11 protein-coding genes are annotated in these 13,811 nt (G+C 42.1%); 9 read left to right on the top strand and 2 right to left on the bottom strand.

Annotation, left to right across the window (positions count from 1 at the left end; all coding sequences use genetic code 11):
- The 3 genes from KPY62_RS01060 to KPY62_RS01050 all read left to right on the top strand — a co-directional run bounded on the left by KPY62_RS01060 (position 1) and on the right by KPY62_RS01050 (position 2,499).
- Positions 1 to 438 (top strand): DUF3429 domain-containing protein, encoded by a 438-nt coding sequence (locus KPY62_RS01060; protein WP_216580440.1) that lies wholly within the window; start codon positions 1 to 3, stop codon positions 436 to 438.
- Between the two features lie 196 nt (positions 439 to 634).
- Positions 635 to 1,891, top strand: coding sequence for an NnrS family protein (locus tag KPY62_RS01055; RefSeq protein ID WP_216580439.1), 1,257 nt, complete (start codon positions 635 to 637; stop codon positions 1,889 to 1,891).
- 92 nt (positions 1,892 to 1,983) lie between these two features.
- Complete coding sequence (locus tag KPY62_RS01050) at positions 1,984 to 2,499, top strand: Rrf2 family transcriptional regulator (RefSeq protein WP_216580438.1); 516 nt, start codon at positions 1,984 to 1,986, stop codon at positions 2,497 to 2,499.
- A gap of 158 nt (positions 2,500 to 2,657) precedes the next feature.
- Here KPY62_RS01050 and KPY62_RS01045 read toward each other — a convergent pair whose 3' ends face one another.
- The gene (locus KPY62_RS01045) at positions 2,658 to 3,494 is read right to left on the bottom strand and encodes a carbonic anhydrase (protein ID WP_216580437.1); all 837 of its coding nucleotides are present in this window, start codon (positions 3,492 to 3,494) and stop codon (positions 2,658 to 2,660) included.
- A 383-nt stretch (positions 3,495 to 3,877) separates the two neighbouring features.
- Entirely contained in the window at positions 3,878 to 4,624 is a 747-nt protein-coding gene (locus tag KPY62_RS01040) for a hypothetical protein (protein ID WP_216580436.1), read from the bottom strand.
- Positions 4,625 to 4,853: 229 nt separating this feature from the next.
- On the opposite strand from KPY62_RS01040, the gene KPY62_RS01035 reads away from it, so the two are divergent.
- The 6 genes from KPY62_RS01035 to KPY62_RS01010 all read left to right on the top strand — a co-directional run bounded on the left by KPY62_RS01035 (position 4,854) and on the right by KPY62_RS01010 (position 13,794).
- Complete coding sequence (locus KPY62_RS01035; RefSeq protein ID WP_216580435.1) at positions 4,854 to 5,645, top strand: ankyrin repeat domain-containing protein; 792 nt, start codon at positions 4,854 to 4,856, stop codon at positions 5,643 to 5,645.
- A gap of 905 nt (positions 5,646 to 6,550) precedes the next feature.
- On the top strand, positions 6,551 to 7,762 hold the full coding sequence (locus KPY62_RS01030) for an MFS transporter (protein ID WP_228730513.1): 1,212 nt from the start codon (positions 6,551 to 6,553) through the stop codon (positions 7,760 to 7,762).
- A 216-nt stretch (positions 7,763 to 7,978) separates the two neighbouring features.
- Positions 7,979 to 9,652, top strand: coding sequence for a fatty acid--CoA ligase (locus KPY62_RS01025; protein ID WP_216580434.1), 1,674 nt, complete (start codon positions 7,979 to 7,981; stop codon positions 9,650 to 9,652).
- Positions 9,653 to 9,783: 131 nt separating this feature from the next.
- Positions 9,784 to 10,944 (top strand): acyl-CoA dehydrogenase family protein, encoded by a 1,161-nt coding sequence (locus KPY62_RS01020; RefSeq protein ID WP_216580433.1) that lies wholly within the window; start codon positions 9,784 to 9,786, stop codon positions 10,942 to 10,944.
- A 115-nt stretch (positions 10,945 to 11,059) separates the two neighbouring features.
- Positions 11,060 to 12,322, top strand: coding sequence for an enoyl-CoA hydratase/isomerase family protein (locus KPY62_RS01015; RefSeq protein WP_216580432.1), 1,263 nt, complete (start codon positions 11,060 to 11,062; stop codon positions 12,320 to 12,322).
- Between the two features lie 623 nt (positions 12,323 to 12,945).
- The gene (locus KPY62_RS01010; protein WP_216580431.1) at positions 12,946 to 13,794 is read left to right on the top strand and encodes a hypothetical protein; all 849 of its coding nucleotides are present in this window, start codon (positions 12,946 to 12,948) and stop codon (positions 13,792 to 13,794) included.
- Positions 13,795 to 13,811 lie beyond the last annotated feature (17 nt).

The following is a 13,811-nucleotide window of genomic DNA, read 5'->3' as shown; positions in this document are numbered from 1 at the left end:
ATGAAAAAACCTAGCCCTTATTTAACCTTTGCCGGTACTATTCCGTTTATAGCTGGCGCTATCCTGTTGATTATGGGAGTAGATGCGGTACGAGTGTTTGGCAAGACTGAGCATATCTTAGCCGTTTATGGCTTAGTAATTGCCACTTTTATGGCAGGCGCACAGTGGGGTAATCATTTAAGCTTAACTGATGATAACCGCTGGGCGGTCAGACTGCCTATAGCTAGCAATGTTGTTGCGCTTATATTGTGGCTTGGATTTTTGACATTATCAGCTGTTGGTTTTATGGCGTTGCTCATCTTTGCCTTTATTAGTTTGCTCATGGTCGATTACGGTCTCTATCAAGCGCAGATCATTAGCCCTGATTATTTTACAGTTAGGAAGTATGTCACAGCGATAGTAGTGGTGGCGCTAATAGTTGCGGTGTGGCAGATGTAAATCATAAGACTTTACTAATTTGCTAGCTGAGAGGTGAGTATTTAGGCCATGGCTGTCTAAACTCCTGTGCGCGCTTATTGTATAATCTATAACATTCATTTAAAATATATATTTAAGCTAGTGTTTATAGCATCTAGCTAACATTGAGCTATCACTAAGCTAGCATCGAGCTAAAATCTATTGTAAGAAGACTGCCATGCAACCCATCAAGTTACCTAGCCATCCGCCAAAGTCTGTGCATCCTATCCTTAATTTAAGCTTCCGTATATTCTTTAGTGCCGCAGCGATATTTGCCATTATTACGATGCTATTATGGGTATTAGTATCTACTGGGCACACTGGTATTGATGCGCAAACCCTAAATCCGTTATATTGGCATGGCCATGAGATGATATATGGCTATGCTCTAGCAGTAGTGGCTGGGTTTTTATTGACCGCAGTGAAGACTTGGACTGGGGTGATGATGCCGCATGGCTATAAACTGCTGGCTATTTTTAGCTGTTGGGCGCTGGCACGTTTAAGCTGGTTAGCCTTTGGCCTAGGTATTGATTTTGGTTTAAATCTAGGGGCTGAGCATGGCGCAGGCCTGCTCTACGTAGCGGCAGGGTTCGATATGTTATTTATAGGGTCGATGGCTTTTGTTATCTTTCGAGCTGTGCTGCAAGTTAAGCAATATAAGCAGATGGGTATTTTGGCTAAGTTGTTGCTACTAACCTTAGGTAATGGCTTGTGCTATTGGGGTATTATAAGCGCCGACATGGCAACCACTAAGCTGGGAGTATATTTAGGGTTTTATCTGATCATTGGTTTAGTGCTGACTATTGGCAGGCGAGTAGTACCCTTCTTTATCGAGCGTGGGCTTAATATCGATAGTACAGAAGCTATTAAAGTACGTAATAGTCAAGTGCAGGATATTACCAGCTTATTATTTTTCTTAGCCTTTTTCATTGTGGATTTATTTTATCCTAATAAGTATTTACTGACTATCACTGCCTCAGGGGTCGCCGTAGTCAATATTGTGCGTTTAGTAGGCTGGTACCATCCGGGTATTTGGCAAAAGCCTTTATTATGGTCATTGTTTAGCGCATTTTTAGGGATGTGTTTGAGTTTCTTATTATATGCTTTACAGCCTTGGTTTGGCTTTAATCATAGTATCGCTGTGCATGGCCTAGCGATTGCAGGAGTTGGGATGATGACTCTTTCTATGATGGCTAGAGTGTCGCTAGGACATACTGGACGTAGTATTCATAAGCCGCCCAATAGCGTCAAATTAATGTTTGGCCTGATGATATTAACGTTTGTCAGTCGAGTGCTATTACCGCTAGTCGATATGAGCCATTATCTATTATGGATTATGCTCGCTCAAGGGGCTTGGATTGGCTGTTTTGTACTATTTTGCTTTAGTTATTTACCGCTGCTGGCGCGTCCACGTCCAGATGGATTATTTGGCTGATTGACGCCTATTTAATAATCAGCTCCTTAATAAAACTTATTTCATAAAAAGATATTTAATAAAAGATTACTACTTAATAAGGAAGTCACTCGATGCGACTAACCAATTACAGTGACTATGCGCTACGCTCGTTGATTTATTTGGCGGTCAAACCAGAACCGCATAGGCTAGCCAATATCAGCGATATTGCAGATAGCTATAATATCTCTAAAAGCCATCTTACTAAGATCATTCATCAGTTGGGTCAGCTTGGCTATATAGACAGTGTGCGTGGTAAGAATGGGGGTATTCGTTTAGCATGTGCGCCAAAAGACATTAATTTAGGGGTGTTGATTAAGCAAATCGAACCGGATTTTGCTTTAGTGGAGTGTTTTGTAGTGCCTGCCACTAACAATGAAACACGCAAAGGGCAACCAGATTCAGAGCTGATCCTTATAGATACTACAGCATTACCCTCTATATCTAAGCTAGGCTGTGTTATCAGTCCGGTGTGCCAATTAAAATCGGTGTTTTTTGAGGCGTTGACTGCGTTTATGCGTGTACTTGAGCGCTATACTTTAGCTGACATTATTAATAATGAGGCGCAACTTGCTGAGCTTTTGAGCTAGCTGATGGTTAGTCCTTAAAAACTGCTTTAGAATTATCATATTATCTATAGCCCACGCATTTAGCTACTAGCCCGCTTAGGCCATAAGCAAAAAAACGACTATAAAAGTCGTTTTTTTTATGCTAATTTTTAATCAAGTCTATAGTCACAGATCGGCAATTACTGGCTTATCTGCTCTACAGTACGGCTGCCTTGTGGCTGTACAGGTCGGTTATTACCTTCATATAAATCAGTCATGATAGCAAGCTGATCGCCGGCAAGCTCAAGCGGTTGCTTAGTGACATACCACTGGACTTGTTCTGAACATGGCGGGGTGGTCAGTGAGCCATCGTAATGATAAAACGTGGGCATGGCTGGAATCAATGCTGATAAATCAACGTTATGAGCGGTAAAATCTACTTTATTAGCCGCACTTAATTGAGAGCCGTTTAATAGTGTCGCTAAAGTACTATTAGCTGACCCTTGCTTTAACATAACCCCAACTACAGCTAAGTTGCCAGCGCTATTGGCATGGACAAAGTGTATCTCAGCTGGATAATTTTGCCCACCGAATTGATGCTCACTCGGAGTATGGTAATGGAACTGTTTTAGCTCATAGCGTTCGTTATTAAGGGTAATAGTATTATCTTGAGTAGTGGGAGTATATACCACAGTATGACCACTATCATTAATGATCAGGTCGGCCGTTTTCAGATAATTGATGGTAGGAATCTCAGTTTTGGTTGCGGTAACTTTAGTGATATCAACAGGGGACTGCTGCTGACCAATTGAGCAAGCGCTGGCGTCTTTAATATCGCCCCAATATTCAGGACCAGTGTGACCAGCATAAGACCAGCTTGGATGAGTAGAGTCTTTGTTATTTTTATGAGTAGAGGCGGCTTTTATTGAGCTAGTAGAAGGGGCTGCCCCTTTGATGATTTGAGAGCTGTTGTTGCAGGCAGTGAGACTTAGAGCACCTACTGCTAAAATAGAAACCGCTAAAAAACGAACTTGCATAGTTAAATCCTTTTAATAGTTAAAGGGGCATAATCAAAGTAGCTTATATAAAGCTAACGGTTATACCTGTTGCTACAGAGGATTATTTATCCCTTTTGATAGTAGCTAAACCTTATGATTAGCTACTATCTATAAGTAGGACTGTTTTTTAACAGAACCAATTAACTTTTGCAAACTATTACTGAAAAACACTGATTAACAGCAAGTACTCTAGCCCAGTTAGCCCTAATAAAAAGGCCAGCTTTTCAGCGGCCTCTATCTTTAATAACTTCTATAATAACTTATCTGATAACAATGCATCGTTATGCATCATGTTAAGTGTCGCCAAGCTCTCAATCGCCATCATTACTAGCTATAAGCAAGGCTGGTCTCAAGGCACCTATTTAAGCTCGTTCAAGTTTAGGACGAGCTTTGTCGATTGCCGTTAATAGAGCTTGCTCAAAGCTACCAACCTCGAAGTTAACCATACTTGAATGCGCAGCACAGAAATGCCGAGTATCACGCCACTGATGCGCTAATTGAGTAGCCCAATCGCAATACTGTTTACCGGCATTGGCTTCGTTTTTAAGCGCTTTTTTGGTAGTCGGATGCAGCATTAACTCAGGTAATAGCGCTTTGAGTAACTTTGAGGGCGGACTCATAAAAGTATCATCGACATGTAAGCTTTGGCTGGCAGGATGATATACCAGTAGCGAGCCTGCATGAACCTTCTCATTAGGCGAGATATAGTAGATACCCTTTGGCATAGAGAATTCAAGCTCAGAATAGCGCTTGGCAACGGTCTTACTCTCGACTAAATCATCGCTCCATTGCACGGCGGGTACTTGTTTGCGATGACGCTCACTGCCATAAAAGGTTGCTTGTGGGAAGTCTTTGGCCATTTGGGCACAGTGGACGGTATGAAAAGGATGCACATTTAATACCGCTTCTACCTTTTGACCATTGTCCGTTAATGCCATGACTTGACTGCGCACGTCATCGGTGAGGGTATAACTGTCCAAAAAAACAAAGCCTCCGGAGGACAAGCGTACTAGTGAGCATTGAGTGCCCACATTGATTATGCCGCCTAAGCGAAACGAGCCTTGTATATTCCAAAACCCAGCACCTAAGTCGTAGATTTTATCTGACATTGTTATTATTCCTTATTGAATGAGAAGATAGCAGTGTTGAATGATACCCGTGATTGCTCGCTAATGAGAATAAGGGTAACAATCGCTATACAGCGTTTTGTGGCGGCATTATACAGTTATGCTTTACAATCTAGCTCTATACGGCTATAAAATTTGATAATAACCGACAGCTGACTTTTATATGAGCAAGCTTTTCACTCCCCTTTAATTGAACTTTTGAGGCTATGTTATGAACATTGTTTACAAACTCAGTGTTTCCACCGTCATGGCTGCCATGTTGTTGACTGGTTGCTCGAATGTTAGTCCTGTCACTAGTGCTAACAGCAACGCTACGGTAGCAGTATCCAAAACAGCTCCGGTACCGCAAGTAGGTTATCGTTTTAGCGATGCTGAAAATTTCGATATTGTTAATAAGGATAAGCTGTCTTATCGCAATTATTATTCTCAGCCCTCTAAAGGCGTAGATGCTACTTGGTTTGATGCGGTCAAAAAAGGCGATTTAGCTACGGTTAAATATATGGTAAGCAATGGCCAAAATCTAGAAGTTAAAGACACTGGCAATCTGGGCCAAACGGCTTTAGGGTGGGCAGCATTCATCGGCTATGAAGACATGGTGGATTATTTAGTCAGCCAAGGCGCTAGTCTCTATGCCACTGATAAAGGCGATGTCTACAATGTACTAAAATCTGCGGCACTAGGCAAAAATACTAACGTAGTAAAAAAAGTATATGAATGGCTCAACGCTAAAGCGCCAGTAGATCTTAATGACCAAACTCAAGAGAGTGATGGGGAAACCTTAATCATGGTATCTGCCAGTAATAACCGCTTAGAGACGGTAAAGTATTTATTATCTAAAGGCGCTAACCCTAACCTAGTAGCCACTACAAAAGATACCAAACTAGGCTCCTATAACCAAAGCGCTTACTCTTATGCTTGTGGCCGCGGTCATGTAGAGATGCAAAAGTTATTAAAGGCTAATGGTGCGATCAATCACCGTACTGGCAAAGCCAGCTGTGAGTAAAGGCTAGCCTTGCTCCCTACCTGAAAAGTAGAGGGCAGTTACTGATCCTAAGCTTACTGCAAATAAAAAGACGACTGATTATTATCGGTCGTCTTTTTTTGTTTGCACTATTATTTTCTAAGTGTATTTAGGGTGGTAATAGCTTTTTGCCTTACTATTCATAGCTACAAAACTAGTGAAAACTATTTTGTTAGTAGCTATTTCCTGCTATGCGCTTGTATCGGCCTTGCCAATGTCGTGCGCTCTAAACGTCTGGATGCATTCCTGCTTGACGATACTACCTCCAGCCACAGATCGCATCGCCATTGTCTGCAGCAGGATACCACTACTATCAGGGCTAAAAACCCTTACTAATATCACGCTTCTAGCTTCTAGCTTAAAGCTGAAATAGATATGGTAAAGACGTTTTTTAAAATCTGTGTAGAGTGCATTTCATTAACGGTTCTCAACCTATGCGGTGTGTGAAAAAGGGTTTGCTCATAATGGCTCCTTGCATAAAGCGTTAGTGTTGACACTTGAGGTTTTGGGCTGCAGTAGATTTCATTTTTATTGAGTAGGCATCAAACTATAAATAATCCATTACTGTTCGTAGGATGCCTGTTGAACTTAAGTTTAAGAAGTTACTTAACGAAAGACAATAGCCTAGTTTTTTAACACGACATCTAACGTCGCTTGTGTTATATTTTTATAGGCTATTTTGCTGACCATTCTACAGGCACTATTTTATGGTTTTATAGGGTTATATTCATAACACATTGAATCCTGATTTTAGCTGCGATTGTGCTACCATCATAAAAATGTATAAGTAGTAATCCATATCTATTACCGCCTTATTTCTATCACCTATGCCTAAATAACAGGCGTCTAACATAGTCAGTATCATCGTGAATAATTCTACAAGTTATATGCAAAAGTCTCCTCTATTACAGCAAACCGATTCGCCTTCACTGATGTTGAAGATCACCATTGGTATGATAGGGATGTTTGCTTTTTTGCAAGTCTATTCCATTCAAGCAGTATTGCCGGTATTAATGGTGGATTTTTCAGCGACTGAAGTACAAGCTGGTATGATCGTGGGCGCTACGGTAATGGCGATTGCCATTATGTCGCCATTTTTGGGAATGCTATCTGATGCAGTAGGGCGCAAGTCTTTTATCGTTGGGGCTTTATTATTCCTAGCGATTCCCACTGCACTAATTGCTCAAAGTCCTAGTATTGGCTGGATGGGATTGTGGCGATTTATGCAGGGATTATCCGTACCGGGTATTACAGTCGTTACTATTGCCTATATTGGTGAAGAGTTCGAAGGATCAGACCTTACCAAACTCATGTCATTCTACGTATCAGGGTCGGTGCTGGGCGGATTTATGGGGCGCTTTTTATTGGGCCATTTACATGAGTTTATCGGTTGGCGGTATGGCTATTACGTGATGGCGGTTATGACGCTGATAGGGGCACTCTGGGTAGGTAAAGCTTTGCCTTCATCACAGCGCTTTGTCGCTAATCCTAACTTTCGCTCAGCATTGCAGACTTTAGGCGATCATTTGACTAATCGCTATGTGGTGACCGCTTGTTTGCTAGGGTTTTGTGTATTGTTTTCTTTGGTTGGCTGCTTTACTTTTATCAACTTGCACCTTGCCAATAGCCCCTACAGTTTAAGCACCGGTCAGCTGGCTAATATCTTTGCGGTGTATTTAATTGGCGTGGTGATCACCCCATTATCGACGACTTTATTAAGTCGATTTGGCTCAGCACGTACAGTGCGAGTGGCGGTAATGACCTCAATACTTGGGGTGCTGATGACTTTATTGACACCGTTATGGGCTATCGTTGTAGGACTGGCTATTATGTCTTCAGGAGTATTCATTACTCAGGCCGCAACCATCAGTTACATTGCAGTCAATGTCAAAACCGGACGCTCTTTGGCATCGGGTATTTATTACATGGCCTACTATGCAGGCGGTACTATGGGTGCTTGGCTATGCGGATTGGCTTATGCACGAGGAGACTGGTCACTGACGGTGTGGCTATTACTATTAGTGCAAGTATTGGCGTTATTAGTAGCTAGCTTTGGCATGATTAAAACCAAGCGTTTGGCTAAATCACAGTCAGCATAGTAGCTACCGTTATAGCGCAAAAAGCTGTTTTTAGGGTATTAAGGCGCTTTATTATAGCGCTAGATAAGAGGTTTCTTATCATAACCTTAAACAATAGTACACTACGAAAAACAAACGCTGGGATTGACTGTGTTTACGCCTGCTTACTTTACATCAGCGCTATTGTTTCTTACTATCAATAGATCCATTTATAATTAAAAAAAGGAAGTTAAGTCCATGTCCAGTATTTATAATAGTGCGCCTTGTGCCTACGAGTTCCCGCTCCTCATAAAACAGTTATTAAATCGCGCTAAGACTGTGTCTCAAGAGCAAGAAATTGTTTATGCCGACAAAATGCGTTTTACTTATGCAGAGTTCTTTACTCGTATCAATCGCTTAGCTAACGTACTAGCAGATTTGAATCTAGCGGCTGGTGATGTAGTAGCGGTGATGGACTGGGACAGCCATCGTTATTTAGAAGCCTACTTTGCGGTACCGATGTCGCAATATATTCTACAAACGGTCAACGTACGCCTATCGCCTGATAAGGTGCTCTATACTATTAATCATGCCAAACCAAAAGTATTGATGCTCAACTCTGAATTTGCCGCCTTAGTAAAAGATTATCAGTTTGAGAACTCTAGTATCGAGCATATTATCTGGCTGGATGATAATGGCATAACTGTTGAAGGCGTATTCGGTGACAATCAAAACCGAGTGACTGGTGAATACGAAGCGCTACTAGCTGCTGCTGATGACAGCTTTGAGTTTGCCGACTTCGATGAAAATACTATTGCTACTACCTTTTATACCTCAGGAACGACTGGCAACCCAAAAGGGGTGTTCTTTAGTCACCGTCAACTGGTACTGCACACTATGGCAGAAGCGGCTTCATTAGGCATGTTACCGAATAAACAAGGGGTCAGTTATGGCGATGTCTATATGCCGATGACGCCGATGTTCCACGTGCATGCTTGGGGTTTTCCATTTACCGCTACTATGACCGGTCTTAAGCAAGTTTATCCAGGGCGTTATGCGCCAGATACGCTGCTGGATTTAATCATTAATGAAAAGGTCAGCATTACCCATTGCGTACCTACGATACTGCAAATGGTACTCAAAGAAGCGCAGGATCGTAACGTAGGCTTTAATGGTCTGAAGATGATTATCGGCGGTTCGAGATTGACTGAAGGTGTAGCAAAGGCTGCCTTGGCGCAAGATATCGAAGTCTACACCGGTTATGGTATGTCAGAGACAGCGCCGCTAATTAGTTTGACTGAGTTTAGTATTGATGAGCCAGCCATGACTGAGGAAGAGGATATCAGTCGTCGTTGTATGTCTGGTAAACCAGTACTGATGGTCGATGCACAAATTTGGAACGAAAAGGGCGAGTCGGTAGGTACTGGCAAAGATCATACTGGCGAGCTAGTATTACGGGCACCTTGGCTGACTCAAAGCTATTTTAAAAATCAAGACGCTGGCACTGAGCTGTGGCAAAACGGTTATATGCACACTCAAGATATCGCTTATGTGCGCCCTGATGGCTACATCAAAATTACTGATCGCCTAAAGGATGTCATCAAATCTGGCGGCGAGTGGATATCATCGCTTGAGATTGAGACTATTTTATCGCTACATCCTTCAGTCGCTGATGTCGCTGTAATTGGGGTGGCGGATAAGCAGTGGGGCGAGCGTCCAGTCGCCTTGATCGTGCTCAAGCCTGATTGCCAAGAGACTAAAACAGATGACATCAAGGCCATTGCTGAGCAAGCCGTTAGCAAAGGTATCATTCCTAAATATGGCGTACCTAGCGAGTTTCAGTTCGTCGCTGACTTGCCAAAAACTTCAGTCGGTAAACATGATAAAAAGGTTATGCGCGAACAATATACTCAACAGCTGAATGCTAAATAGGCCTAGAGTTAAACAGTCTCATGGTAAACACATAAGCAACTAGGTTGATAAAAAGCTCATAACTGTTTATGAGCTTTTTATTAAGCTAAAACGACTTTTCCCTATGCTCTTATACGCTTGAGGATCAACTAATGAATTTTTCTTTGACAGCTGATCAAATCGCTTTTAAACAAACCGCCCAACAGTTCGCCTTAAAAGAGCTAAAACCGCATGCGGCTACTTGGGATCGTGAAGGTTACTTTCCAGTAGAGGTCATCAAAAAAACCGGTGAGCTGGGATTTTTGAGCTTATATACTAACCTCGATTATGGCGGTTTAGGTTTACCACGCTTGGATTCTGCCATGGTGTTTGAAGAGCTGGCTTGGGGTGATACCTCAATCGCGGCCTATTTAAGCATCCATAATATGGTGAGTTGGATGATCGGTGAGTATGGTAGCCCAGCGCTTTGCCAGCAGTATCTGCCTAATATGATTAGTGGCGAATGGTTAGGTAGCTATTGTCTAACCGAAGCAGATGCGGGTTCTGATGCCGCCTCGTTACGTACTAAAGCTGACAGACAAGGCGATTACTATATCCTAAATGGAGAAAAGGCCTTTATATCAGGGGCGGGGGCTACTGACGTTTTGGTAGTAATGGCCCGCACTGGTACTACGGGTGCAAAAGGGGTGTCGGCCTTAGTTGTCGATGCGCAGAGTCCCGGCATTGAATACGGTAAAAGTGAGCATAAGATGGGCTGGAAAGCTCAGCCAACTAGAAGCATCAGCTTTACTAATGTCAAAGTGCCTGTAGCTAATCGTCTTGGTGAAGAGGGCCAAGGTTTTATGATGGCTATGAAAGGCTTGGATGGTGGCCGTATCAACATTGGCATTTGCGCGGTTGGTACTGCTCAAGCAGCGCTGGAAACGGCGACTAGCTATGTTAAAGAGCGTAGCCAGTTCGGTAAGCCTATCGCTAGCCTGCAATCGGTACAGTTTAAGCTTGCAGATATGCTAACTCAAACTATTACAGCACGGCACATGCTCTATCTAGCTGCTAGTAAAGTTGATGAAAATCATCCACAAGCGTCAGTGTATTGTGCAATGGCAAAACGCTTATCAACAGATTTAAGCTTTGAAGTGGCTAACCAAGCTCTACAGCTACACGGCGGCTACGGTTATCTCAATGATTATCCTCTTGAGCGTCATGTGCGCGATTTGCGAGTGCATCAAATATTGGAAGGGACTAATGAGATTATGCGCGTTATCATCTCACGGCAACTGCTACAAGATGATGGCCTTAAACACCTTTATTGAGCATTTTTATTAAGCTACCTTTATGGAGCCGATTTTGCTGAGCTATTTATTTTCAGTAGGCTTTGGCTATAAGTTTTAACGGATTACTTTATTCTACAACCGATAGGTAGCTATTATGAGCGCAGCAAACGATCCTAAATATTATGTTGATGGCAATACTGACCACAGTGGCAACAGTGACTATAACGCAGCAGTGCTTTTCGCTACTGAAACCACGGCTAGCGGCCACTTGATTGGTATTATGACTTTGAACAGCCCTAAGTCACTAAATGCTCTAAGTGTAGAGATGTGCCATTTATTGTCACAGCAGTTAGAGCAGTGGCAGTCCGAGTCGCAACTAGTAGCTATCCTATTAAAGGGGGCTGGCGACAAGGCTTTTTGTGCTGGTGGTGATATCCGTAAGCTCTATGACAGTATGTCTGATAGCGCACCGTTCCCCAACCCTTATGCGACTGAATTCTTTAGTAACGAGTATCGTCTCTATCGGCAAATGCATTTTTATCCCAAACCGATAATTCTTTGGGGTGACGGTATTATCATGGGTGGTGGTATGGGATTGATGGCCTCTTGTAGTCATCGAATAGTCACTGAACGCACACGTTTTGCCATGCCAGAGATGACTATTGGTTTATTCCCTGATGCCTCTGGCAGTTGGTTTTTACAACACATGCCGGCCAAAACCGGTCTGTTCTTAGGGTTGACTGGCGCGCAGTGTAATGGCAATGATGCTTTGCTAAGCAATCTTGCTGAGTATGGGGTTGCTAGTAGTGATTATGATGCGGTGTTGCAGCAGCTATTAGCTAGCGATTGGCAAGCGATGTTTGACTCAGGTTATGTGTTGACTGCGCATAATATCGTTAGCGAGGCGCTGGCTAAACAGCCAACAGTTGAATTAGCAAAAAGCAAATTAGCTATGCATTGGTCACCAATACAGCGACTGATGAATAGTGGGGGCTTAGCCGCTATTGATGCTTTGCTACAAGATGATCAAGCTTTGGCACAGTTCGATAGCGATTTTGCTAATGATAGCTGGGTGCAGAGAGCGGTACAGACTTATAGACAGGGCTGTCCAGTTACAGCGGCATTAGCCTATACCTTGTATCATAAAGTTAAACTGCTATCTTTAGAACAAATCTTGTATCTTGAGCTAAATGTAGCGGTGCATTGTGCTGCCAACCCTGACTTTAGAGAAGGGGTAAGAGCCTTGCTGATTGATAAAGATAAAAGTCCAAAGTGGTCGCGCTCACTAGCAGAGTGCTTAACTGCTGAAGGCCGTAGCTACATCGAGGAGCACTTGGATAATCCTTATACCGAAACCACCCATCCTTTGAGTGAGTGGCTAGGCATCGATGCGTTAAGTGCGCAATACGTACGTTAATACTAGTCTCGACTGTTAGTGGGCCAACACCGATAGCGAGGGTTGTAGGTCCTAATTTAAAATTAAAAAACAGTGTAAATCTATAACTATTATTAGGCACCAGTTTACAAAGCTTGACTCAAAGTCAAGATTTATCAAGCTATAATGCTTATGTAGAGTTGATAGAAATCATTTGTAACATTTTTTGTATTAATTAACAAATCACAACATTTGATGATCTGTAAATACTATATTCTGTGCCCTGTTATTCAAATCTTAGTTACAAATGAGTCATAATGAGCCATTGTGATTGCTTAACTAAGCGGTTGAAAATTAAAAATGTCTTAACCGCTATTGAATTATTATATAGTAGACCTAATAATAGTTCGCTGTGTGCAGGATAGAGTTACTCATATATTGTCTTTATGACTGTATTGTAACCATAAATCCTATATTTACAGATTTGCGTAGTAATGATTACAATTCATACGTAATCTTTACATAATGGTAAATAAAAAGTGCGTCTTTAGGGGTGACTTTTTGCATCAAAATTGTTTTAATCTGCTCAACAAAATGATTGTTTAAAAAGAAAGAAAATAATCGTTTTTTTTGGGTTAGCTATTTCATACTTTAGGAGAATAACCGTGAAACTTATTAAATATACTGCTATTACTGCAGCTGTTTTGGCATCAAGTGCTGCTCTAGCTGCACCTATCGTTGTTGTTGACAGTGAAGTAGCACCAATTGTTTACACTACAGCTGCACCTGCTTATACTTACCAAGATGCTGGTGTTATTCGCAACACTACTGGCGCGGTAGTTGGCGGTACTAAAACTATCTTTAACACTCTAACTCATCCAGCTTCTATCAGTGCTGAAGTGGGTACTTTAGGTTATGGTGCTAACGTTGGCTTTAGCTTAAATGATAAAGTTGAATTACAAGCTGGTTGGGCAGGTGGCGATGTTGCTGATCTATTCGGTGGCGACTTTGATGCTAACGACGTAAACTACGATGTTGATTCAGACTTCAGCAATCCGTACATGGGTGTTCAACTACGTCCTGCTGGTAACTGGTTCACTATGGGTGCTGGTATCATCGTTCCTGACAACGATATCGAAGTTACTTCTAACCCTAATGGCGGCGTTTACAAAGTTGATGGCGTTCAGTACAAAGCAGATGATGTAGGCGTATTGAAAGGTTCTATCGATCATCGCAACAAACTAGCTCCTTATGCTACTCTAGGTTTCCGCCCTAACATCACTAATAACTTTGGTGTGTTTGGTGAAATCGGTGCTGCATACTTAGGTAAAACTGATGCAGAAGTTCGTGCAGTTGGCGGAACTAATAATGACGTCATCAGAGATGAAAATGATCAAGTAGTAGTAGGCGCAACTTCAGCTACTGTTGCTCAAAAAGCTCAAGCTGAACTAGAAGATAAAAACTTTATCGAATGGTTACCAATCGTTAAAATTGGCGCAACTTACCGCTTCTAATTTATAGAAAAGGTTAT

This window comes from Psychrobacter sp. TAE2020, from assembly GCF_018919485.1.
GTDB lineage: Bacteria > Pseudomonadota > Gammaproteobacteria > Pseudomonadales > Moraxellaceae > Psychrobacter.
The sequence above is the reverse complement of the archived record's forward strand: the minus strand, read 5'-3'. Positions and strand labels throughout refer to the sequence as shown.